20 protein-coding genes are annotated in these 22,114 nt (G+C 72.2%); 11 read left to right on the top strand and 9 right to left on the bottom strand.

Annotated elements, in window-relative coordinates; all coding sequences use genetic code 11:
* Positions 1-67 precede the first annotated feature (67 nt).
* Both ACFQSB_RS02350 and ACFQSB_RS02345 read right to left on the bottom strand, forming a co-directional pair.
* A complete protein-coding gene (locus ACFQSB_RS02350; protein ID WP_380823982.1) occupies positions 68-2,737 on the bottom strand; it encodes a M14 family zinc carboxypeptidase in 2,670 nt (889 codons plus the stop codon).
* Positions 2,738-2,859: 122 nt separating this feature from the next.
* Positions 2,860-3,765: an alpha/beta fold hydrolase gene (locus ACFQSB_RS02345; protein WP_380823981.1), complete on the bottom strand. Its 906-nt coding sequence runs from the start codon at positions 3,763-3,765 to the stop codon at positions 2,860-2,862.
* A gap of 156 nt (positions 3,766-3,921) precedes the next feature.
* On the opposite strand from ACFQSB_RS02345, the gene ACFQSB_RS02340 reads away from it, so the two are divergent.
* Positions 3,922-5,091 carry a sensor histidine kinase gene (locus ACFQSB_RS02340; protein ID WP_380823980.1) on the top strand — a complete coding sequence of 390 codons (1,170 nt, stop codon included), beginning with the start codon at positions 3,922-3,924 and terminating at the stop codon, positions 5,089-5,091.
* Positions 5,088-5,756, top strand: a complete 669-nt coding sequence (locus tag ACFQSB_RS02335) for a response regulator (protein ID WP_380823979.1) — start codon at positions 5,088-5,090, stop codon at positions 5,754-5,756. Before ACFQSB_RS02340 ends, ACFQSB_RS02335 begins: the two co-directional genes overlap by 4 nt.
* A gap of 68 nt (positions 5,757-5,824) precedes the next feature.
* Here ACFQSB_RS02335 and ACFQSB_RS02330 read toward each other — a convergent pair whose 3' ends face one another.
* From ACFQSB_RS02330 to ACFQSB_RS02320, 3 genes are all read right to left on the bottom strand, one after another.
* Entirely contained in the window at positions 5,825-6,583 is a 759-nt protein-coding gene (locus tag ACFQSB_RS02330) for an SDR family oxidoreductase (RefSeq protein ID WP_354835285.1), read from the bottom strand.
* Between the two features lie 104 nt (positions 6,584-6,687).
* Positions 6,688-7,140: a flavin reductase family protein gene (locus ACFQSB_RS02325; protein ID WP_354835283.1), complete on the bottom strand. Its 453-nt coding sequence runs from the start codon at positions 7,138-7,140 to the stop codon at positions 6,688-6,690.
* 698 nt (positions 7,141-7,838) lie between these two features.
* Positions 7,839-8,183 (bottom strand): hypothetical protein, encoded by a 345-nt coding sequence (locus ACFQSB_RS02320; protein ID WP_380823978.1) that lies wholly within the window; start codon positions 8,181-8,183, stop codon positions 7,839-7,841.
* A gap of 148 nt (positions 8,184-8,331) precedes the next feature.
* Here ACFQSB_RS02320 and ACFQSB_RS02315 point away from each other — a divergent pair, with 148 nt between their 5' ends.
* From ACFQSB_RS02315 to ACFQSB_RS02300, 4 genes are all read left to right on the top strand, one after another.
* Positions 8,332-9,081, top strand: a complete 750-nt coding sequence (locus tag ACFQSB_RS02315; protein ID WP_354835279.1) for a GntR family transcriptional regulator — start codon at positions 8,332-8,334, stop codon at positions 9,079-9,081.
* A 199-nt stretch (positions 9,082-9,280) separates the two neighbouring features.
* Positions 9,281-9,892 (top strand): GNAT family N-acetyltransferase, encoded by a 612-nt coding sequence (locus tag ACFQSB_RS02310; RefSeq protein WP_354915628.1) that lies wholly within the window; start codon positions 9,281-9,283, stop codon positions 9,890-9,892.
* Positions 9,893-10,044: 152 nt separating this feature from the next.
* The gene (locus ACFQSB_RS02305) at positions 10,045-10,725 is read left to right on the top strand and encodes a copper homeostasis protein CutC (protein ID WP_354835275.1); all 681 of its coding nucleotides are present in this window, start codon (positions 10,045-10,047) and stop codon (positions 10,723-10,725) included.
* Position 10,726: 1 nt separating this feature from the next.
* Positions 10,727-11,977: a DUF6986 family protein gene (locus ACFQSB_RS02300; RefSeq protein WP_380823977.1), complete on the top strand. Its 1,251-nt coding sequence runs from the start codon at positions 10,727-10,729 to the stop codon at positions 11,975-11,977.
* Here the strand turns inward: ACFQSB_RS02300 and ACFQSB_RS02295 are convergent.
* Positions 11,921-13,243 (bottom strand): FAD-dependent oxidoreductase, encoded by a 1,323-nt coding sequence (locus ACFQSB_RS02295; protein ID WP_380823976.1) that lies wholly within the window; start codon positions 13,241-13,243, stop codon positions 11,921-11,923. The genes ACFQSB_RS02300 and ACFQSB_RS02295 overlap by 57 nt on opposite strands.
* A gap of 236 nt (positions 13,244-13,479) precedes the next feature.
* On the opposite strand from ACFQSB_RS02295, the gene ACFQSB_RS02290 reads away from it, so the two are divergent.
* A complete protein-coding gene (locus ACFQSB_RS02290; RefSeq protein WP_380824052.1) occupies positions 13,480-15,234 on the top strand; it encodes a proline--tRNA ligase in 1,755 nt (584 codons plus the stop codon).
* Between the two features lie 198 nt (positions 15,235-15,432).
* Here the strand turns inward: ACFQSB_RS02290 and ACFQSB_RS02285 are convergent, their stop codons facing one another.
* The 3 genes from ACFQSB_RS02285 to ACFQSB_RS02275 form a co-directional block, all read right to left on the bottom strand.
* The gene (locus tag ACFQSB_RS02285) at positions 15,433-15,624 is read right to left on the bottom strand and encodes a DUF4236 domain-containing protein (protein ID WP_354835267.1); all 192 of its coding nucleotides are present in this window, start codon (positions 15,622-15,624) and stop codon (positions 15,433-15,435) included.
* 79 nt (positions 15,625-15,703) lie between these two features.
* The gene (locus ACFQSB_RS02280) at positions 15,704-16,180 is read right to left on the bottom strand and encodes a ferritin-like domain-containing protein (RefSeq protein WP_380823975.1); all 477 of its coding nucleotides are present in this window, start codon (positions 16,178-16,180) and stop codon (positions 15,704-15,706) included.
* On the bottom strand, positions 16,177-16,692 hold the full coding sequence (locus ACFQSB_RS02275) for a hypothetical protein (protein ID WP_380823974.1): 516 nt from the start codon (positions 16,690-16,692) through the stop codon (positions 16,177-16,179). Before ACFQSB_RS02275 ends, ACFQSB_RS02280 begins: the two co-directional genes overlap by 4 nt.
* A gap of 186 nt (positions 16,693-16,878) precedes the next feature.
* Between ACFQSB_RS02275 and rimP the strand changes: the two genes are divergently transcribed.
* The 4 genes from rimP to infB all read left to right on the top strand — a co-directional run bounded on the left by rimP (position 16,879) and on the right by infB (position 22,084).
* Entirely contained in the window at positions 16,879-17,394 is a 516-nt protein-coding gene (gene rimP, locus ACFQSB_RS02270; RefSeq protein WP_354835261.1) for a ribosome maturation factor RimP, read from the top strand.
* Positions 17,395-17,417: 23 nt separating this feature from the next.
* On the top strand, positions 17,418-18,419 hold the full coding sequence (gene nusA, locus ACFQSB_RS02265) for a transcription termination factor NusA (protein WP_380823973.1): 1,002 nt from the start codon (positions 17,418-17,420) through the stop codon (positions 18,417-18,419).
* Positions 18,385-18,696 (top strand): YlxR family protein, encoded by a 312-nt coding sequence (locus ACFQSB_RS02260; protein WP_380823972.1) that lies wholly within the window; start codon positions 18,385-18,387, stop codon positions 18,694-18,696. The genes nusA and ACFQSB_RS02260 overlap by 35 nt, the downstream gene beginning before the upstream one ends.
* 151 nt (positions 18,697-18,847) lie before the next feature.
* Positions 18,848-22,084, top strand: a complete 3,237-nt coding sequence (gene infB, locus ACFQSB_RS02255) for a translation initiation factor IF-2 (protein ID WP_380823971.1) — start codon at positions 18,848-18,850, stop codon at positions 22,082-22,084.
* Positions 22,085-22,114 lie beyond the last annotated feature (30 nt).

The following is a 22,114-nucleotide window of genomic DNA, read 5'->3' as shown; positions in this document are numbered from 1 at the left end:
GGTGCGGCTCGCGCCTTGTGCTGTTTCGCAGGAGGCGCGAGCCGCGGTTGTCAGGCGGTGGGCAGGGTCAGGGGAGGACCACCGCGAGGGGGGTCACTCCGGCGATGCGGAGGGCGGCCGGGAGCTTGGCGGCCCAGGGGTGCTCGTCGAGGCCGAGGCCTTCGGGGTTGGGCACGACGAAGCGGAGTGAGCCGCCGGGGCCGGGGCGCTCGGTCCAGGTGGCGCCGAAGCCGGTCAGGGCGGCGGCGACCTTGGCCTTGTCGGCGGCGTTCACGGTGACGCGAATGGCCGACTCGCGGTCCGGAGCGGCCGCGGCCGTCACCGTCGGGTCTCCGGCGGCGGCAGAGGTCGGATTCTGCGCGGCGGCGGTCCCGTCCTGCGGGGCGACGGTCCCGTCCTGCGGGGTGGCGGTCCTGTCTTGCGGGGCAGTGGTGCGGTTCTGCGGGGTGGTGGGCGGGTTCTCGGGAGTGGCGGGCCTGTTGTCCAGGCCGGAGGCGCGGGGCCGGGGGAGGTCGGCGGTCAGGGCGTTGGTGATGAGGTGCGCGGTGCCGTCGGTGAAGGCGCGGAAGTTGGGCTCGGCGGCGAACAGGATCGCGTGGCCGCGGCCGACGGGCTCGTCCAGCGCGGCGGCGGTCCCGCCGAGTTCCTCGGCGCCGAGCTGGAAGCCGGACACGAACCAGTCCGCCGAGTCCGCCGCCGGGTAGGAGGCCACTACCTGAGCCGGGTCCGAGGCCCGCATCAGCGGGTCGTAGGAGTAGAACTGCCAGGCCGTGGAGCCGACGCCGGCGGCCAGCGGGCCCTTGGCGACCTGGACGCGGAACAGCGAGCCGGGGACGTCGGAGGTCGGTTCGGTGAAGGTCGCCGTGCTCACTCCCGCGAGGGACGCGAGCTGCGCGCCGCCGCTCCAGCCGATGTACCGGCCGCCGCCGCTCACCCACGTCTTGAGCGCCGCACGCCCGGGCTCGCCGAGGGCGGTGTTCGCGGTGGCCGCGGGGCCGGCCGGGACGAGCAGCACGTCGAGGCCGGCCAGCTTGCCGGACGCGACGTCCGCCGGGGTCAGCTTGGTGTAGGGGAGCTTCCACTCGCGGTCCAGCCGGTGGCGCAGCCAGCCGAGGGACTCCACCGTGGTGCCCGAGGTGGCGGACAGCTCCAGCACGCCGACCTTGGGCCGCTTGACGGGAGCCGGGGGCGAGACCACGTCGGGGACGCGCTCGGCCGGAGAGGCGGGCGGCGCCAGGACGCTGCCGGAGGAGCCGCCGGAGACGTTCGCCAGCAGCGGCAGGCTCCAGGCGGTCACGTCGTAGAAGTAGGGGAACGGGGTGTAGCCGTCCTCGCCGAGCATGGCCTGGATCCAGTGCTTCTGGCCCTGGGCCATGGGGATCCAGTACGTGCCCTTGGGCAGGGTGGCACGGGCCGGCGGGCGGCCGTACTCCTTGTAGTCGGAGACGGTGGTCTGCTTGGCGAGCTTGTAGACCTTGACGTCCATGCGCTGCAGCCGGCGCACGACCGACTCGACCGCGGCCTTCTTGGCGGGGTCGCCGGCGCGCAGGAAGTAGTGGCGGACCGGCCGGTCGGGCACCTGGGAGATCACCTCGTTGCCGGGGTTGTACACCTGGTTGGGCTCCAGCCTTCCGGCCAGGCCCTCCTTGAGCGCGTCGGTGTACATGCCGTGCCAGGTGGTGAGGATGCTCTCCTTGTGCGAGGCCGCGGCCGACAGCGACACCCACTGGGTGAGGTACTGCTCGAAGGTGCGGGCGGAGATGGGGGAGTCTCCCCCCTTCTCGTACGTCATGCCGGCCGCGTTGAAGCCGGTGGTCGGGACGGTGTCGCCGTAGCCCATGTAGAGCAGGTCGTACACGTCACGGTTGGTGAAGGGCAGGCCGCGCCGGGTGAACTCGTCGATCATCGCCTGGCCGTACAGGTTGCTGATCCAGTCGTAGGCCGGCTCGGCGATTTCGTGGTAGATCGGGTCGGCGTTGGGCGGGAAGAAGTACGCCGTGCCGCCCTGCTCGTGGGCGTCGATGTACAGCTGCGGCGGGTACTTGCGCAGCAGTTCGAGCTTGCCGTCGGTCTCCGGCTGGGTGCGCGCGAACCAGTCCCGGTTCATGTCGAAGCCGTAGGCGTTGCGCCGGTTGTCCGCCTCGCGCCCGTCGGGGTTCTGGATGGGCAGGATGACGACGGTGGCGTTGTCCAGGATGTGCCTGGCCGCGCAGTCGTCGCGGTCGGACAGGTCGTACAGCGTCTTCAGCGCCGCGTCGGCGCCGCTCTCCTCGTTGCCGTGGACGTTGCCGGTGACCCACAGGACGGCGGTGGTGCGCTTGGCGAGCAGCTTGGCCAGGGCAGAAGGCGTGAGCGGATCGCGCAGCGTCTTGATCGCCAGTTCGGTCGCGGTGAGCCCGGCCTTGGTGACGTTCGCGGGCTTGCCGACGATCGCGTACTTCAGCGGCCGGCCCTGGGCGGTTGTGGCCAGGGTGCCGGAGACGACGCGGTCGCTGGCCCGCGCGATCGACTCAAGGAGCGTGTCGGACTCGGCGGAGGTGACCTCGCGCTCGCCGAGGTCGAAGCCGAGCACGCTCTTGGGGGTGGGGACCTTGTTCAAGTAGAGGGGTGCGGTCTGGGTGGGATCGCACGTGCTGGACGCCTGCGTAGGGGTGGGATCCGCGAGCGCGGCCCCGGCGGGGAGGGCGAGCGCGACGGTCACTGCGACCGGCGCGACCACCTTGAGACGCGTGAGCATGTGATCACCGTGTCATCGACATATATCCATGACAAGAGTGATTTTTTAGGTTTACGTTACGTCTGAGCCGATTGCCGATTACCGTCCGGATCTGTCGCAGGGCTCTCCGCCGGCGGGCGTGCTCAGGTCAGGACCGCGTGAAGTTTCCCGGCGAACTCCCGGGGGCGCCAGATGTAGCCGGTGTGGTCGCCGGGGAACGGCGTCGCCTCGGCGCCGAGTCGATCGGCGAGGGCCAGGACGATCCGGGTCGCGATCTTGGCCTGGTACCGGCCCACTCCCAGCACCAGGCCGGGGAGCTTCAGGCGGAGGGCGGCGAGGCCGGGCCGGTACCGGATGAACGGGAGCATCTCGTGGGCCAGCAGGAACTCCTGGTTGCCCTGGATCCGGGCGCCGAAATCCGGGTCGGCGGGATAGTCGCCGTCCGCCGCCGGATCCTCCTTTCCTGGATCTATGGCGATGAACTGGCGAAATGCTTCTTGTGCTCCCCTTGAGCGGTACGTCTGGTAGACGGCCTCGTACTTGGCCTGCTGTGCCGCGGCGTCCGCGAGCACGGCCGGCACCGGCGGCTCGTGCGCGACCACCGTGCCAAGGCGGTCTCCGTAGCGGGTGGCGAGTTCGAGCGCGACGATGGCGCCTCCGCTGCTGCCGAACACGTGCGGCGGCGTGTCGATCAGCGTCTTGAGCAGCAGGGCGGCGTCGTCGGCCTGCTGGTCGAGTCGCAGGTCGGCCGGCGGCCCGTCCAGGTGGCTCCTTGAGTTCCCGCGCCGGTCATAGGTGATGACCGTGTAGTGCTCGGCCAGTTCGGGCGCCATGGCGGCGAAGGAGCCGGCGTCGGTGCCGCCGCCATGGATCATCAGCAGGGGTGGCCCGGAGCCTCGCGTCTCGTAGTACAGCCGTGCTCCCGGCACCTTCAGGTACCCCGTACCGGCCTTCGGCCGAGGTCTCGTCGTGCTTCGCCCGCACGCGCTGAGCAATATCGCTCCCGTGGCCGCGGCGGATCCCAGCAGCAGTGTTCGTCTGTCGAGCATGAGCCGATTCCAGCCCAGTGCGGACCGCCGGCGACAGCGCGTGAAGAAGGGATTCGCGACCGCTGAACCGTCCCGAAGGGGGTGCTGTATGCGACTTTAGTAGGGTTTTCGCTCGGCCTCGGTCGTCAGTTGAACGGCGTTGGCTAGGGTCTCGCCATGGGACGCGAGCGGGTTGCGGACATCGTCGTGGTGGTCGTGGCCGGCGTCGTCTCCCTGTCGGGAACGGTGACCCAGGTCCCGGTTCTCCGCGAGCCGTACGACCTGTGCGTCTTCTGCCTGCTGGTGGCGAGCGCGCTGTCGCTCTGGTTCCGCCGCCGGGCACCGGTGGCGGTCGCCTGGCTCATGGCGCTGCTCGCGGTCATCCTGGTGGCGGCGGTGCGGGTGTGGCCGGGGCTCGCGCCGGGAACCAGCATGGAACCGGAGATCACGCTGCTTCCGGGGGCCGTCCCCTTCGCCGCGTACGCCGCGGCGGTCTTCGCCCGCAACCCTCGCCTGGCCTGGCCGCCGCTGGTCCTGGTGGCCGCCATCGCGTTTCTGGGCGCGCCGCCCTCGTCCCGCGCGGTCGCCGTCGCCGGCATGGTCCTGATCCTGGTCGGCGCGCCCGTCGTGCTGGGCAGGTACGTCGTGGCGCGAGCCGAACGCGCCAGGCGCGGCCACCACCTGCGTGCCGAGCAGGCCCGCAGGCAGGAGCGGCTGCGGCTGGCGGCGGAGATCCACGACGTGGTCAGTCATCGGGTGAGTGTCATGGTGCTGCAGGCCGGAGCGTTGCAACTGACCGCGGCCGACGAGGCGTCCAGGCAGGCGGCGGGACAACTTCGGACGACCGGGTGCCAGACCCTCGGCGAACTGCGTGACCTGGTCGGCCTGCTCAACGCCGCCGGCCTCGCGGACGCGGCGAGCACGGGGCCGCTCGAACCGATGCCCGACCTGTCCGGGCTGGTCGAGTCGGCGCGGTCGGTCGGGACGGTCGTCGAGGTGGACGGCGCGGAAGGCCCGTGCCTGCTGCCGCCCGTGGTGGGCCGTACCGCGTATCGAGTCGTTCAGGAGGCCCTGACGAACGTGCACAAGCACGCACCGGGAGCGCGGGTGCGGCTCCAGGTCCGGCATCTCCCCGCCGGCATCCGGGTGAGCGTCCGCAACACCGCACCGACCAGAGCGGGCGACGCGGTGCTGGCGTCGGCCGGTGCCGGTGCCGGGCTGCTCGGCCTGCGACGGCGCATCGAACTGATCAACGGTACGCTGCGCGCCGAAGCGTGCGCCGACGGCGGCTATCGGGTCGAGGCGGACCTGCCCTCGGTCCTTCCGGCGGCGGGGGAGGGCCCGTGATCCGCGTCCTGCTGGTCGACGACGACCCGCTGGTCTGCGCGCACCTGCGGACGATCCTCGGCACCTCCGGCGACGTGGACATCGTCGGCGAGGCGTACGACGGCGCCGAGGCGCTGGACGCCGTCACCAGGTACCGTCCCGATGTCGTCCTCATGGACCTGCGGATGCCGGGCGTCGACGGCATCACCGCCATCCGTCACATCGCCGCGCTGCGTGAGCCGCCGATCGTGGTAGCGCTCACCACCTTCGACACCGACCACCACGTTATTCGAGCTTTGCAGGCGGGGGCGGCCGGCTTCCTGCTCAAGTCCACCCCGCCTCAGGACCTGATCGGGCTGGTCCGGGTGGCGGCCGGCGGCCACACCGTGCTGTCCGACGCCACGACGCGGCGGCTGCTGAACGCCGTGGCCGGCCGCCAGGCGAGCCAGGACGGCAGGCTCACACTGATCGGGGCCCTGACCAGGAGGGAGCGGGAGGTCCTCGAGTGCCTCGGCGAGGGTCTGTCCAATGCCGAGATCGCCCGCAGGCTGCACCTGTCCGAGGCCACGGTCAAGGGGCACGTGTCGCGCATCCTGGTCAAGCTGGACTGCCCCAACAGGACCCGGGCCGGACTGCTCGCGCAGCATGCCATGCTCGGCCGTGCCACGGCGCCGGCAGCGCCTTGAGCCCGCGGACGATGCCCGACGCCGACTCGAGATGGCCGAGGCCCGGGTGGGAGGCCACCACGCGCGGGTCAGACGGTGGAGATGCCGCCGTCCACGGGGATCACGGCGCCGGTCAGGTAGGCGCCCGCGCGGGAGGCCAGGAAGATCGCCGCTCCGGCCATGTCGTCCGGGCGTCCGATGCGCCCGAGCGGCACCTGGGACTCGACGGCCGCGCGCATCCCCGGATCGTCCAGCGCGAAGGCCATCATCTTGGACTCGAACGGCCCGGGTGCGATGGCGTTGACGGTGATCGACTCGCCGGCGAGCCGGTGCGCCAGGTGGCGGGTCAGCATATGGACGCCCGCCTTGGCCGCCGAGTAGGCGTAGTTCTCGACGCCCGGCGCGCGAAGGCCGTCCACGGACCCGATGTTGATCACGCGGGCCGGGTCGCCGGCGGTCGCGGAGGCGCGCAGCAGCGGCAGGAAGCGCTGGGTCAGGTAGAACACGCCCTTGACGTTGATGCCCCAGAGCTTGTCGAAGGCGTGCTCGGGATACTCCTCCAGCGGAGCGCCCCAGGTGGCGCCGGCGTTGTTCACCAGCACGTCCAGCCGGCTCTCGCGCTCGGACACGGCAGAGACGAGCGTCTCGATGCCCTGCGGCGTCGACAGGTCGGCGGGGACGGCGGCGCAGCCGAGTTCGGCGGCCGTCTCGTGCAGCTCGGCGGCCTTGCGCGAGGAGAGGTAGACGGTGGCGCCGGCCGCCGCGAAGCCGGCGGCGATCATCTTGCCGATGCCCCGCGAGCCGCCCGTGACCACGACGGTCTTGCCGTCCACCGAGAACAGAGTCATGCCCCCCGATGATGCCGTACCCGTCCCCGGCCCGTCCATACCGACTGGTCGGTCTGGCAGTGGGACCAGCAAGCGGCGTCGGTCGGTGCGCCCGAGCGGCGGGGTCAGGCGTCGAAGCGGCCGTAGTCGCCGCGGAAGAACAGCAGGGGGCCATGGTCGGCGTGCGCGTCCAGCGCCAGCACGCGGGCCACGACGATGATGTGGTCGCCCGCCGGGTGCTCGGACTCGATCGCGCAGTCGAGCCAGGCCAGCGCGCCCTCGAACAGCGGGCCGCCTCCGGGCGACGGCCTCCACGACAGGCCGGTGAACTTGTCGGAGACCCTGGCGGCGAGCCGCCTGCTCACGTGCTCCTGCCGCTCGGACAGGACGTTCACGCAGAGGGTGGGCGCGGCCTTCATGCGCGGCCAGGTCGTGCTGGCGGTCGAGACGCAGAAGGACACGAGCGGCGGATCCAGCGACACCGAGGTGAAGGAGTTCACCGCCAGGCCGCGGGGTGCGCCGTCGGCCGGGTCGATCGCCGTCACCGCGACCACGCCGGTGGCGAACCTGCCGAGCACGTTCCTGAAGTGCCGGGGATCGGACGCGTCGCCTCCCGCGGACGACGTGCCGGACGGCGGCGCGTGCCCGTTGTCGGGGGACGGTCGGTGTCCGTTATCGGGGGGCGAACCGTGTCCGTTATCGGGGGTCTGAGAGCGTCGGTCGCCCGCCCCCGGGGCGTGGCCGTCGGCCCCGGCGGAGTGGCGCCCGGCGGCCGGGGCGGGCGGCCCGCTCCGGCCGGAGACGTCCGGCCCGGGTGAGCCGACGGCCCGCACGTAGGGGAGAGGGGGAAGGGGAGGCGGAGCGCTCTGCCTGTCGATCAACGCCCGGTCCCTCCTGGAAGGCTGCCCCGCGCGGCCGGGCGGGTCGGTCCGCCCGGCGAGGTGCCGCGATTCAGCATGCAACCTCAACCGTGGTTCAGGTCAAGGCCGCGACATGTGACGCAGGCCACGTCCGCGCCCGCGGTCCCGGCGCGGCCGGGCGCGGGGACGGGGAGCGTCACGAGGAACCGGGGAGGGCCGGGCGCGGGACGGGGAGCCGCCGTGAGGGGGGCGGGGAGCGCCGTGAAGGGGCGGGGAACGGCCTTGACGGGGGGAGGGCCGTGGACGACGGTGATGGCGGAAGGCGTGTCCTGGCGGGCGTGGGGGACCCGCCAGGACACGTTCCGCCCCGGCGCGACTTCCAGGACCCCGGCGAGGGTTGGGGTCCTGGCCGTCGTTTACCGCACGGAGTCTGTGGGCGGCCGGTCGCCGGAGTCGTGGGCCCGGGAATCCTCGGGCTCCTCCTCGACCGGCCGGCGGAGATGGCGCTTGACGAGCTGCGCGGCGCCGACGGGGTCATCGGACGGATGGGTGACCGTGAGGCCGTCCTCGTCCCACACGAACGACCCGCTGCGGCACCACACGGTCAGCCCGGTGGTCACCGACAGCACCGACATCCCGTTCGCGCTGCTCTGGTAGGTGTGGGTGAACCCCTCCCGGTGCAGCGCGTAGCGCAGTAGACGCGTCGCCTCGCGGGGATCGTGCCAGGGCAGATATGGCGTTCCCGCCCGGACTGCCAGCACAGGCCCTCACCCCTCGCCGCCTCTTTGATGGATTTGTACCAACGTTTGGATAATGCGGTGTGGAGACGCTTGGGTCAAGGGGTTGTTTGCCGTCAGATCGAGATCGTCTAAATTCGTAGGTACAAAAGGACGCAACCGTAGGTGAGATTTGGCACGGTCGACGCTGTACCAGCAGGTGGCCGGCGAGCTACGCAGGGCGATTTACTCCGGCGAGCTCGGGCCGGGCGCCCAGCTGCCGACGGAGATGGACCTCATGGACAGCCATGAGGTCAGTCGCAACACGGTACGGCTCGCCCTGGCCGAGCTGGAGAACGAGGGTCTGATCACCCGGATGCGCCGGCGCGGCAGCTTCGTTCGCGACCGCCGCGCGCTTCTCATGCGTCCCCAGGCCGAGCTCAACACCCCGCCGGGCGTGCTGCGCCGGGAGGCGTTCGCCGAGGCGGTCACCAAGGAGGGCCGCAAGCCCGGCCAGGAGATCGAGGTCTCGATCGTGGAGCCGCCCGAGGAGATCGCCGCGAGGCTGGAGCTGGAGGAGCACGCGCTCGCGGTGGTGCGGCGGCGGCTGCGCTATGTCGACGACCAGCCCTACAACACCAACGACTCCTACTTCCCGCACACGCTGGTGCGCGATTCCGAGATCGCCCGTCCGGCGGACATCACGCGTGGGGCCAACCGCGTGCTGGAGGAACTGGGTCACCGCCAGGTCCGCGTCGTGGACGACATCTCGGCTCGTATGCCGACTCCTGAGGAATCCGCCCGCCTGCAACTCGAACCTGGTACCCCTGTTGTCGTATATGTCCGAGTTGGCTACGACCGTGAGGGCACCCCGGTCCGGGTCGCCTTGTCGGTACTGCCCGCCGACAAGCATCTGATCAGGTACGAGCTCGCACTGAGCTGACCTCGCGCGCGCCGTCTCGCTTCGCGACACGGCCGCGCCGTCCTGCCGCCGGCGCGGGCCGGGGCCGCCATCGCGGCCCTTGACGCCCACAGGCCCGGCGGCTGACGCCGTTCACTCCGGCCTTGACTGATAGGGCCGCGCCCCCGGTCGAGCACGTTCGGTGTTCGAGGCGCTACACACGGCGACGAAAGGACGAGTCATGTACTCCCACACCCTCCAGCAGGCCGGTTCCCTCACGCTGCGTAATGCCACCCCCGACGACCTGCCCGGCGTTCTGGCGCTACTGGCGGAGACGGCGGGCTGGCTGCACACCCGGGGCATCCGCCAGTGGCCGGCCGACGGCTTCCCGGCCGCGCGCATCGAGCCGCTGATCGCCGAGGGGACCATGTACGTGCTGGACGACGAGGACGCCCGCCAGGAGGGAGAGATCCGCGTCCCCGCAGCCACCATGGCCCTGGACGACCACGCCGACCCGGAGTTCTGGCGGCGCGCCGACCACCCCGAATCGGGCCTGTACGTCCACAAGCTGGCCGTCAAGCGGGCCTTCGCCGGGTCCGGCCTCGGAGGGACGCTGCTCGACTGGGCGGCTCTGCGCGTGGCGGCCACCGGCCGGCGGTGGCTGCGGCTCGACTGCTCCAAGAACAACCCGGGCCTTCAGGGGTACTACCGCAAGCTCGGGTTCCGGCACGTCCGCACGGTGGACCTCCCGCACCGCGCCTCGGGTGCGCTGTTCCAGCGGGCCGCCGACCTGGCGTCCCCGGCGCTGCCGCACGCGCGGCGCCGCAGGTCCGCGCATGTGGCGACCCACTGAACCGCCTGCCCGGCGGCACTTTCCGGCGGTGGATCGGATCATGGCGCCCCCGGAACAGATCATGATGTAGCCGGCCTACCCCGGACCATTGGCCGGCTTGCGGGTGGTAGCGGTCCATCTATGGACAAGAGGGTCCGATAACCTCAGGACCCATGACCGGATCGCTGCTCGAGGTGATCGCGCTGAACGTGCGCGACGCCGTGGCCGCAGAGGACGGCGGCGCGGACCGCCTGGAGATCGTGGCCGACATGTCCGTCGGCGGGCTCACCCCCGCCCCGGAGACCGTGGCGGCGATCGCCAAGAAGTCCGCGCTGCCGCAGATGGTGATGCTCCGCTCCAACGCCGGCTACGGCGTCACTCCCGAGGAACTGGAGGGCCTGGAGCGCGACGCGCGCGTCCTGGCCGACGCCGGAGCGGCGGGGTTCGTCTTCGGCTTCCTCGACGAGGAGGGGAAGGTGGACCTGGCGGCCACCGAGGCGCTGATCCAGGCCGTCACGCCGCTGCCCTGGACCTTCCACCGGGCCGTGGACAACGCGGCCGACGTGCAGGCGGGCTGGCGCGCCGTGCGGCTGCTGCCCAACCTCGCCACCGTGCTCACCTCCGGCGACCCCTCGGGCATCGCCGCGGGGCTGCCGGTGCTGCGGTCGCGCGCCGAGGCGGGCGACGCGCCGATCATCCTGGCCGGCGGCGGGCTCCGGCCCCACCTGGTCCCCCCGCTTCTCGACTACGGCGTGCGCGCCTTCCACATCGGCAGCGCCGCGCGCTCGTCCTGGTCCGACCCGGTCGACGCCGAGCGCGTCCGGCGCTGGCGCGACCTGGTGGACACGATCTGAGGTGCGCCTGACCCTGGGCGGCCACGACGTGCCGGGCGTGGACGCCGCCCTGGCCGAGCAGGCGCGGCGCTACCCCGCGACCGGCGGCGCCTGGCAGCCGGTGCACACCGTGTACGTGCCCGCCGACCGCTTCGGCGCGGAGACCGTGCAGGCGTGGGGCGAGGAGGCCCTGAGCCTGCTGGAGCGCCACCTGCCCGGCGGCGCGGCCCTGCCGGCGCTCTTCGGGCCCGCCGCGGCGCAGACGGCCGATGACGTCCGCGGCCGGGTGGCCCGCAAGCTCGCCCGCGAGCCCGTCGAGGACCTGCGGATCGACTTCGAGGACGGGTACGGGACGCGCCCGGCGGCCGAGGAGGACGAGCACGCCGTCCGGGCCGGCGAGGCGGTCGCCGCCATGCACGCCGCCGGTACGCTGCCGCGCCGCTGGGGACTGCGGGTCAAGTCGTTCGCCGACGGGGACCCGGCCCGCAGCCTGCGCACCCTCGACGGCTTCCTCACCGAGGTCGCCGCCCGGGCCGGCGGGCTGCCGCCCGGTTTCACGGTCACCTTCCCCAAGGTCCTCATGGAGACCTACCTCGGGCGGTTCGCCGGGTGCCTGGCCTCTCTGGAGGAGGGACTGGAGCTGGCGTCCGGCACGCTGCGCTTCGAGATGCAGGTGGAGGCGCCGCAGACCGTGCTCTTCCTCGCCCGCTCGCCCGACCTGGTGCCGTCTTTGGGCGGGCGCCTGGCCGCGGCGCACTTCGGGGTGTTCGACTACACCGCCGCCTGCGGGCTCCCGCCCGCCGAGCAGCGCCTTGACCACCCGGTCTGCGACCACGCCCGCGAGGTGATGCGCGTCGCGCTCGCCGGCACCGGGGTCGAGCTGTCGGACGGCTCGCTGGCCGCCTCACCCGCCTCCGGCTCGACGCGGGACGTGCACGCGCTGTGGCGGGCGCACGCCGGCATGGTGCGCCACTCGCTGCGCCACGGGTTCTACCAGGGCTGGGACATGCACCCCTCGCACCTGGTCAGCCGGTACGCCACCGTGTACGCCTTCCACCTGGCGACCCGCGACGCCTACGCCGAGCGCGTCCGCGCCTGGGAGGAGCGGCGCGACGCCGGCGGCGGCGTGATGGACGAACCCGCGACCGTCAAGACCCTGGCCGCCGCCCTCCGCCGCGCCGGCCACGCCCTCGGGGCCCCCGTCGCGGAAGGCGGATCAGGGTTCGGGGGTGGCGGGGGTGAAGGCGGCGAGCATGGCGGGGCGGCCTACTAGCTTGACGTGTTCGCCGCGGCCCAGGGACAGGGCCAGGGCCGCCTCGGCGGCCTCGATGGCCAGCCAGTTCGTGTAGGTCACCGGACGCACCCCGCGCGCGGCCAGCACGTCCTCCAGCCGGGCGCCCGGCTCGGGCCGCTCAGGACGCGCGGCGAGGTCGGCCAGCAAGGTGCGCACGGTCTCGGCGGCGTCGGACTTGTTGGTGCCGATGACGCCGGTCGGCCCGCGCTTGAGCCAGCCCGCGACGTACTGCCCCTCGCCGACCCGCCCGGCCGTGTTGGGCACGGTCATCGTCGCGGTGTCGAACGGCACCCCCGGCAGCGGGACGCTCTGGTAGCCCACCGAGCGCAGCACCATGCCGGCCGGGATCGTCTCGTACTCGCCGGTGCCCACGACCCGGCCCTCAGAAAGGCGCGTGCGCTCCAGCCGCAGCGCCTCGACCCTGCCCGCGCCGAGGATCTCCACCGGGCGCAGCCAGAACCGCACGTCCAGCCGGCGGGGGCGGCCGGACGGGGTCCGCGACGACCAGGACCTCAGGACCTCCACGTTGCCCCGGATCTGCCGCGACAGCTCGCCCAGCTCGCCCGACCCGGCCTCGTCCGGACGGACGAGCACGTCGCAGTTGGTCAGCTCGCCGAGCTCGCGAAGCTCCTTGAGCGTGAACTTGGCGTGCTCGGGACCCCGTCTGCCGATCATGTGGATGGTCGTCACCTGGCTCTTGGCCAGCCGGTCGAGGACCTCCTGCGGCACGTCGGTGGAGCGCAGTTCGTCGGCCGTCTTGGCCAGGATGCGCACCACGTCGACCGCCACGTTGCCGACCCCGATCACCGCCACCTCGGCGCTGTCGAGGGAGAAGGCGTCGGGCGGCACGTCGGGGTGACCGCAGTACCAGTTGACGAAGTCGGTGGCGGCCACGCTGCCGGGGAGGTCCTCGCCGGCGATGCCGAGATGCCGGTCGACCATCGCGCCCGTGCAGTAGACCACCGCGTCATAGCAGGCGGCGAGATCGTCGACCGTGACGTCGGAGCCCAGCTCCACACCGCCGAGGAAGCGCACCGACGGCAGCTCCAGCACTTTGCGCAGGTAGCCGGCGATCGACTTGATCGAGGTGTGGTCGGGGGCGACGCCGTACCTCACCAGCCCGTACGGGGTGGGCAGGCGGTCCAGGACGTCGATCTCGACGGGCTCGCCCGCCTGCTTGGTCAGGGCCTCGGCCGTGTAGATACCGGCGGGACCTGATCCGACGATCGCCACGCGCAGCGACATGCGGCCTCCTTAGCGGGACCTGCCGGCCCCGCGACGTCTTGCGCCGATTCTCGCCCAGGCGGGTCCTCCCGACCAGACTCGCACGCCGAGGGGGGTCGCAATAATCCGGTCGGGCCACCCGGCGACGGCGACGGGGCCACCGGGCGAGCGGCGTAAATCGGCCGGCGGTCCCGCGGGACTCGATAGCCTGTATACCTGTCAACCACCGCGACCGAGGAGTAGCCGTGCCGCTGCGTATGTCCACCCTGTTCCTGCGCACCCTGCGTGAGGATCCGGCGGACGCGGAAGTGCCGAGCCACAAGCTGCTCGTCCGCGCCGGCTACGTCCGCCGCGTCGCCCCGGGCATCTACTCGTGGCTGCCCCTCGGCAAGATCGTCATGGAGAACGTCGCCCGCGTCGTGCGCGAGGAGATGAACGCCATCGGCGGCCAGGAGGTCCTGTTCCCCGCGCTGCTGCCCCGTGAGTACTACGAGGCGACCGGCCGCTGGACCGAGTACGGCGACACGCTGTTCCGGCTGAAGGACCGCAAGGGCGCCGACTACCTGCTCGGCCCCACCCACGAAGAGATGTTCACCGACATGGTCAAGGGGGAGTACTCCTCCTATAAGGACTATCCGGTCATCCTCTATCAAGTCCAGACGAAGTACCGCGACGAGGCCCGGCCCCGGGCCGGCATCCTGCGCGGGCGCGAGTTCGTCATGAAGGACTCCTACTCCTTCGACCTCGCCGACGACGGCCTCAAGCGCTCCTACGAGCTGCACCGCGAGGCCTACATCAAGATGTTCGACCGGCTCGGCATCCACTACAAGATCTGCTTCGCGATGTCCGGCGCGATGGGCGGCTCGGCCTCCGAGGAGTTCCTCGCGCCCACCCCCACCGGCGAGGACACCTTCGTGGCCTGCCACAACTGCGGGTACGCCGCCAACGCCGAGGCTTTCACCACCCCCGCGCCCCCGGCCGTGACCGCCGAGCACCCCGCCATGGAGGTGCTGGACACCCCCGACACCCCGACCATCGACTCGCTGGTCTCCTTCGTCAACGAGCGCTACGGCCTCGGCGTCGGCGCCGCCGACACTCTGAAGAACGTCGTGGTCAAGGTGCGCACCCCCGGGTCCGGCGAGGCCGAGACCCTGGTCATCGGCGTGCCCGGCGACCGCGAGGTCGACTTCAAGCGGCTGGAGGCCTCGCTGTCGCCCGGCGTCCCCGAGATCTTCGAGGCCGCCGACTTCGCCAAGCACCCCGGCCTCGTGCGCGGCTACATCGGCCCGCAGGTCCTCAAGGGGCTCGGCATCCGCTACCTGGTGGACCCCCGGGTCGTGGCGGGCTCGTCCTGGGTCACCGGCGCAAACGAGCAGGGCCGGCACGCCGCCCACGTCGTCGCGGGCCGCGACTTCGAGCCCGACGGCACCATCGAGGCCGCCGAGGTGCGCGCCGGCGACTCCTGCCCCCGCTGCGCCCACCCGCTGTCCATCGACCGCGGCATCGAGATCGGCCACATCTTCCAGCTCGGCCGCAAGTACGCCGACGCCGCCGGCCTGGACGCCCTCGGCCCCGACGGCAAGCCCATCCGCATCACCATGGGCTCCTACGGGGTGGGCGTCTCGCGCGCCGTCGCGGTGCTCGCCGAGCAGAGGCACGACGAGCTCGGCCTGGTCTGGCCGCGCGAGATCGCGCCCGCCGACGTCCACATCGTCGGCACCGGCAAGGACAACCAGGTCGAGGTGGCGCTCGCGCTCGCCGAGGAGCTGGAGGGCAAGGGGCTGCGCGTCCTGGTCGACGACCGCCCCTCGGTCTCCCCGGGCGTGAAGTTCAAGGACGCCGAGCTGCTGGGCGTCCCCACCATCTTGATCATCGGCCGCGGGCTGGCCCAGGGGGTCGTGGAGCTGCGCGACCGCGCCTCGGGGACCAAGCAGGAGATCCCCCTGCCCGAGGCCGTCGGCCGCGTGGTGGCCGCCGCCACAGCCGAGCCGGAGCCCGCCCAGGACGCCTGATCCGCGGCCCGGGCCGCCCGCGCCGCCTCGCGCGGCGCCCGCGCGCTCCGGGCGGCCGGCATGGAAACCGGCCGGCATGCATGGAAAAGGGCCCGCCGCCTCTCGGCCCGAGGCGGCGAGCCCCAACACGCACCGCGTCAGAGTCGAACTGCACGGCGCGCGGCTCGTGGACGCCGGGCCACCGGCCCGGCGACCGGTCTAACTACGGCTGCCGCCGAGCGTCTTGCGCCAGTGAAAGCCGCCCGGCAGGTTGACGGTGATGGTGCGCCGCCCGTCGGCGGTCTTGGTGACACGGAAGCCTCGTCCGCCATAGCTGTGTCCGACACCGCTGCGCGACAGGTTGAGCCTGAACGGCCCCATCTTGATCGACTTACGGTAACTCCAGCCCATGTGTCCCTCCGTGCGTTGCGATGGATCAGCAACTACCCCGCGCACCGATCGCAAACGTGGAGGTATGGGAGAAAGTGCCTTACTGGTCGAGGGAGACGGGTGGAGAGCCGGTCGCCCGTCCCGCCGGAGAAGGGGCCGGCGCGGGCGCCGGGTGCCCCGGCAACGCGGCGATCACCGGCTGCCAGCCGTAGCCCCGCACGGCGCACTCCTGCATGGCCTGCGCGGCCAGCCGCCGCAGCGACAGATCGCCGACCGCGACCAGCTCGAGATAGGCCGCCGTCACGCGGTCTTCCACCAGCGCGGCCAGCCGGGCGGCCTCGCGCGGGGCGGTCACCGGGAACGGCAGCTCGTAGGCGGGGCCGGCCTCCGAGGGGGTGCCGCCCCTGGCCGCGATCAGGCCGCGGATCTGGTCGCGCCTGGCCCGGTGGGCGTTGAAGCCCGCCGTCGCCGTGGCGCGCTGGTCGCCGGAGGAGCGCGCGCCGACGACGCCGTAGGCGTAGACGGCCGCGTGCTCGGCGGCCAGCACCTTGTTCAGCTCGCTGAGGGCGTCGGTCACCTCGGCCTCGCCAGGGCCGCCGCGTGCGCGGCCTCGCACGCGCCGATGGAGGCGAGCAACTGGGCCAGCGGGGCGGAGACCGTGCGGACCTGCCGGACCCGGGCGGCCGCCGCCTTGCCCTCCATCTGCCTCAGCGTGCCGATGGAGACCGCCGCCGCCGAAGGAGAGCCGCCCGCCGAGGCCCACGGCGTGGGCGTGCCCGCCGGAGGCGGCACCGGGGCGGGCAGGCGGCGCCGCAGCTCGGCCAGGTGGGCCTCATGGCGCTGCTGGAACGGCTGGAGCCTCGCGGCGGTCTTGGCGTTCGCGCGGGCCGCCTGCCGGTAGAGGGCGACCATCTGCTCCTTGTCGGCGATGACGCCGGTGAGCAGCACCGTCTCGGCATCGGGCGGCCGCGGCGTGGGCGCGGCGCCCGGCGCCGGCCCCGCGCCGGAGCATCCGGCCACGGAGGCGGCGACCGCCGCGGCCGCGGTGCCGCGCAGCACCACGCGCCGGGTCAGGGCACGCTGACGCACGGTGCGGCCTCCTTGTGAATGACGGCTTTTCCTGGCTTGGCACATAGCATCGTACGGCGCGTCGCCCGGTGGGTAACCGAGTGACGCTCTTTCCGTGCCCCGGTGTCGATAGGCTGGTGAACCGTTGGGCGAGGTACGCATTCGGCCGTCCCTTGAGACGGCCGTTGAAACAACTGGGAGGTCAGCATGGGCGCAGACGCTCGACGTGACCGCCTGATCAAGCTTCTTGAACCCGTCGCGGCCTCCGAGGGCCTCGATCTTGAAGATGTCATCGTCACCCCGGCGGGCAAGCGGCGCCTCCTGCGCGTCATCGTGGACGGCGACGACGGCGTCAGCCTCGACAAGGTCGCCGACATCAGCCAGATGGTGTCGCAGGCACTCGACGACAGCGACGTGATGGGCGGCAGCCCGTACGTGCTGGAGGTCTCCTCGCCCGGGGTCGACCGCCCGCTCACCGAGCCGCGCCACTGGCGCCGCGCCAAGGGCAGGCTGGTGAAGGCCGACCTGCGTGACGGCACCTCGCTGGAGGGCCGTGTCCTGGCCGTCGGCGACACCGGCGTCGAGCTGTCGGTGGGGGAGGCCTCACGCCCGCTGGCGTGGGAAGAGCTGGCCAAGGGGCGGGTGCAGGTTGAGTTCCGCCGGCTCGATGACGAGACGGATGATGAAGACGACGCCGGCGACGACGACGGCGATGAGGGCTAGGGGGGAGCCTTGTGGACATTGACATGAGCGTCCTGCGCAGCCTGGAGCGGGAGAAGGACATTTCCTTCGACCTGGTCGTCAAGGCCATCGAGGACGCGCTTCTGATCGCGTACTTCCGCACCGAGGGAGCGGCGCCCAAGGCTCGCGCCGAGCTCGACCGCACCTCCGGGCACGTGACCATCCTGGCGGCCGAGCTCGACGACGAGGGCCAGATCGCCAGGGAGTACGACGACACCCCCGGCAACTTCAGCCGCATCGCCGCGACCACGGCCAAGCAGGTCATCCTGCAGCAGCTCAGGGACGCCGAGGACGAGATCAACTTCGGCGAGTTCGCCAGCCGCGAGGGCGAGCTGGTCGCCGGGGTCATCCAGCAGGGCAAGGACCCCCGGGTGGTGCTGGTCGACCTGGGCAAGATCGAGGCGATCCTGCCGCACAACGAGCAGGTCCCCGGCGAGGACTACGTGCACGGCGAGCGCCTGCGCTGCTATGTGGTGCAGGTGAAGAAGGGCCACAAGGGCCCCTCGGTCACGCTGTCGCGCACGCACCCGAACCTGGTGAAGAAGCTCTTCGCGCTGGAGGTGCCCGAGATCGCCGACGGCACCGTGGAGATCGCCGCCATCGCCCGCGAGGCCGGCCACCGCACCAAGATCGCGGTCCGCTCGCGCCGGGGCGGGGTGAACGCCAAGGGCGCCTGCATCGGCCCGATGGGGTCACGGGTGCGCAACGTCATGACCGAGCTGCACGGCGAGAAGATCGACATCATCGACTGGTCGGACGATCCTGCCGACTTCGTCGGGAATGCCCTGTCGCCGGCGCGGGTTTCACATGTCGAGGTGATCGATCTCGATGGTCGCGTCGCCCGGGTGACCGTGCCCGACTACCAGCTCTCGCTCGCGATCGGCAAAGAGGGGCAGAACGCCCGGCTGGCCGCTCGCCTCACCGGGTGGCGCATCGACATCCGGCCCGATACCCAGGCGCCCGCCGCAGGGGATGCCGTCGGCCCCGCCGATGCCTCCACAAGGTAAGCTTGAGTACGGTGGCCGGGCGGCCCCGCTGAGAACGTGTGTGGGCTGCCGGGTTCGCACGGTAAAGTCCGAGCTGCTCCGCCTGGTGGTGGTCGGGAGTGAGATCATTCCCGACCAGCGAGGACGGCTTCAGAGCCGAGGTGCATATCTGCACCGGGCGCTGAGCTGCCTGGAGCTCGCCGAACGTCGCCGGGCGTTTCCGCGTTCGTTCCGAGTCGCGGAGTCGCTTGACGCGGCGTGTGTGCGCGCTCACCTGGTAGGGCTTGACGCCGAGTAGGACCGGGTGAATGGTTACCAACTGTCATGTAGGACGCCGAGTCGATGGGCGGGTCAGATAGCGATGAGCGCCTGATGAGCATGCGGCGATGAGTACGTCTAGGTAGCGACGGTCCGGCGGCACAGCCTCCCGGGCCGAGTTAGGGAGTGCAGTGGCGAAGGTCCGAGTCTACGAGCTCGCCAAGGAGTTCGGAGTAGAGAGCAAGGTCGTGATGGCCAAGCTCCAAGAAATGGGCGAGTTCGTGCGATCGGCGTCTTCAACGATAGAAGCGCCGGTGGTCCGCAAGCTTACGGAGGCCCTGAAGGGGTCCTCCGATTCCAGGGGCGGCGACAGGTCGTCCAGGGCGCCGAAGGCGTCCCCCCGGCCGGCTCCGAGCCAGGCCGGCAACGGCGCGCCCGCGCCGGGTCAGGGTGTTCCGCGGCCGGGCCCCGGCCCGCGTCCCGGTCCTGCTCCGCGTCCGGGTCCGGCGAACGTCGCGCCGCGCCCGCCAGTTCCGATGCCCCACGTGAACCAGCCTCCGCAGGAGGCACCCCGCCCGGCCGCCCCGCGTCCCGAGGCCGCGCGCACCGAGGCTCCGCGCCCGGCCGCGCCGCGTCCTGAGGCCGCTCGCGCCGAGGCCCCCCGCACCGAGGCCCCGCGGTTCGAGGCCCCGCGTTCCGACGCCCGCCCGGCCTCGCCCGGCGCGCGTCCGGGTCCCGGCCCGAAGCCCGGCCCCCGTCCGGGTCCGGCCGCTCCGCGTTCCGGCGCCCCGGCGGCGTCCGGTGGCGGCGCCCCGAGCGCTCCTGGCGCTCCGGCGGGTCCGCGTTCCGGCGCCCCGGGCTCCGGCGCTCCGCGTCCGGGCGGCCCGAAGCCGGGCCCGCGCGGCCCGCGTCCGGGCAACAACCCGTTCTCCTCGACCGCGAGCGGCATGGGCCAGCGCCCGCCGCGTCCAGGTCGTGAGGGCGGTGGCCCTCCCGGCCGCGACGGCGGTCCCCGTGAGGGCGGTCCCCGCGAGCCGCGCCGTGACGGCGCCGGTCCGCGCGAGCCGCGCCGCGAGGGTCCCCGCGACGGCGCGATGCCGCGTCCGCCGGGCGCGCGTTCCGGTCCGCCCGGTGCGGCCGGTCCGCGTCCGGGTCCCGGCCCCGGTGGTCCGCGTCCCGGTCCCGGTGCGGGTGGTCCCCGTCCCGGTGGTCCGCGTCCGAACCCGATGATGATGCCTTCCCGCCCGTCCGGCCCCGGCCAGGGCGGTGGCGGCGGTGGCGGCGGCGGTCGTCCTGGTGGCGGCGGCGGTCGTCCCGGTGGCGGCGGCGGTCGTCCCGGCGGTGGCGGCGGCGCCGGTCGTCCTGGTGGCGGCGGCTTCAGCGGTCCCCGCACGGGCACCGGCGGTCGTCCCGGTGGCGGCGGTGGCGCCGGCGCGGGTGCCGGTGGCGGCGGCGGTTTCGCCGGTCGTCCCGGTGGTGGCGGCGGTCGCGGCCGCGGCGGCACGGCGGGAGCCTTCGGGCGTCCCGGCGGCCGTCCGACGCGCGGACGCAAGTCCAAGCGCCAGAGGCGTCAAGAGTTCGACAACATGCAGGCCCCGTCGATCGGCGGCGTGCAGGTCCCCCGCGGCACCGGCCAGACCCTGCGCCTGCCGCGCGGAGCCTCGCTGTCCGACTTCGCCGACAAGATCGGTGCGAACCCCGCCTCGCTGGTGCAGATCATGCTGCACCTCGGCGAGATGGTGACCGCCACCCAGTCGGTGAACGAGGAGACCCTGCAGCTTCTCGGCGCCGAGCTCAACTACGCCATCCAGGTCGTCAGCCCGGAGGAGGAGGACCGCGAGCTTCTCGAGGCCTTCGACATCGAGTTCGGCGAGGATGAGGGCGACGAGAGCGACCTCGCGGCACGCCCGCCGGTCGTGACCGTCATGGGTCACGTCGACCACGGTAAGACCAAGCTGCTGGACGCCATCCGCAACACCAATGTGGTGGCCCGTGAGGCCGGTGGCATCACCCAGCACATCGGCGCCTACCAGGTCGCGACCGAGCACGAAGGCCAGGAGCGCAAGATCACCTTCATCGACACCCCGGGTCACGAGGCGTTCACCGCCATGCGTGCCCGTGGTGCGCAGGCGACCGACATCGCCGTGCTGGTGGTCGCCGCCGACGACGGTGTGAAGCCGCAGACCATCGAGGCCCTCAACCACGCCCACGCGGCGGAGGTGCCGATCGTGGTCGCGGTCAACAAGATCGACAAGGAGGGCGCCGACCCGACGAAGGTGCGCGCCCAGCTCACCGAGTACGGTCTGGTGGCCGAGGAGTACGGCGGCTCGACGATGTTCGTCGACATCAGCGCCAAGCAGGGCCTCGGCATCGACGACCTGCTCGAGGCGATCCTGCTGACCGCCGACGCCGAGCTCGACCTTCGGGCCAACCCGACGATGGACGCCCAGGGCATCGCGATCGAGGCCCACCTGGACAAGGGCCGCGGCCCCGTGGCGACCGTGCTCGTGCAGCGCGGCACCCTGCGGGTCGGCGACTCCATCGTCTGTGGCGAGGCCTTCGGCCGCGTCCGGGCGATGCTGGACGACAGCGGCGAGCAGGTCACCGAGGCCGACCCGTCGCGTCCGGTCCTGGTGCTGGGCCTGACGGCCGTGCCGAGCGCCGGTGACAACTTCATCGTCGTCACCGACGACCGCATGGCCCGCCAGATCGCCCAGCAGCGGGCGGCCCGGCAGCGCATCGCCGACATGGCGAGGTCCAGCCGTCGTCGCACCCTCGAAGAGCTGTTCAGCGACCTGGAGAAGGGCAAGGTCGACGAGCTCAAGCTCATCATCAAGGGTGACGTCTCCGGTTCCGTGGAGGCCCTGGAGGACGCGCTGCTCAAGATCGATGTCGGCGACGAGGTGCGCCTGCGGGTGCTCCACCGTGCGGTCGGCGCGATCACCGAGTACGACGTCAACCTGGCGATCGCGGACGACAACGCCGTCATCATCGGCTTCAACGTGCGACCCGAGGTCCGGGCGCGCGACCTGGCCGAGCGCGAGGGCGTCGACATCCGCTACTACTCGGTCATCTACCAGGCGATCGAGGAGATCGAGGCGGCCCTGAAGGGCATGCTCAAGCCGGAGTTCGAGGAGGCCCAGACGGGCACCGCCGAAGTCCGCGAGGTCTTCAAGGTCCCGAAGATCGGCAACGTGGCGGGCTGTCTGGTCCGCTCGGGCACGATCACCCGCAACAGCAAGGCGCGCATCATCCGCGACGGCGTCGTCGTGGCCGACAACCTCACCGTCTCGTCGCTCCGCCGCTTCAAGGACGACTCGACCGAGGTCCGCGAGGGCTTCGAGTGTGGTATCGGTCTCGGCTACAACGACATCAAGATCGACGACGTCATCGAGACGTTCGAGATGCGGGAGAAGCCGCGCGCCTGACGGCGGTGACGGACACGACGGAGGGTGTCC

This window comes from Sphaerisporangium rhizosphaerae (genome assembly GCF_042665155.1).
Lineage (GTDB): Bacteria > Actinomycetota > Actinomycetes > Streptosporangiales > Streptosporangiaceae > Sphaerisporangium > Sphaerisporangium rhizosphaerae.
The sequence above is the reverse complement of the archived record's forward strand: the minus strand, read 5'-3'. Positions and strand labels throughout refer to the sequence as shown.

Coding starts and splice junctions, on each gene's coding strand:
- rimP (WP_354835261.1), top strand. CDS start 16,879: ATGGGCGCAGACGCTCGACGTGACCGCCTGATCAAGCTTCTTGAACCC.
- ACFQSB_RS02310 (WP_354915628.1), top strand. CDS start 9,281: ATGTACTCCCACACCCTCCAGCAGGCCGGTTCCCTCACGCTGCGTAAT.
- ACFQSB_RS02290 (WP_380824052.1), top strand. CDS start 13,480: ATGTCCACCCTGTTCCTGCGCACCCTGCGTGAGGATCCGGCGGACGCG.
- ACFQSB_RS02350 (WP_380823982.1), bottom strand. CDS start 2,737: ATGCTCACGCGTCTCAAGGTGGTCGCGCCGGTCGCAGTGACCGTCGCG.
- ACFQSB_RS02340 (WP_380823980.1), top strand. CDS start 3,922: ATGGGACGCGAGCGGGTTGCGGACATCGTCGTGGTGGTCGTGGCCGGC.
- ACFQSB_RS02330 (WP_354835285.1), bottom strand. CDS start 6,583: ATGACTCTGTTCTCGGTGGACGGCAAGACCGTCGTGGTCACGGGCGGC.
- ACFQSB_RS02345 (WP_380823981.1), bottom strand. CDS start 3,765: ATGCTCGACAGACGAACACTGCTGCTGGGATCCGCCGCGGCCACGGGA.
- ACFQSB_RS02285 (WP_354835267.1), bottom strand. CDS start 15,624: ATGGGCTGGAGTTACCGTAAGTCGATCAAGATGGGGCCGTTCAGGCTC.
- ACFQSB_RS02295 (WP_380823976.1), bottom strand. CDS start 13,243: ATGTCGCTGCGCGTGGCGATCGTCGGATCAGGTCCCGCCGGTATCTAC.
- ACFQSB_RS02305 (WP_354835275.1), top strand. CDS start 10,045: ATGACCGGATCGCTGCTCGAGGTGATCGCGCTGAACGTGCGCGACGCC.
- nusA (WP_380823973.1), top strand. CDS start 17,418: ATGAGCGTCCTGCGCAGCCTGGAGCGGGAGAAGGACATTTCCTTCGAC.
- ACFQSB_RS02260 (WP_380823972.1), top strand. CDS start 18,385: ATGCCGTCGGCCCCGCCGATGCCTCCACAAGGTAAGCTTGAGTACGGT.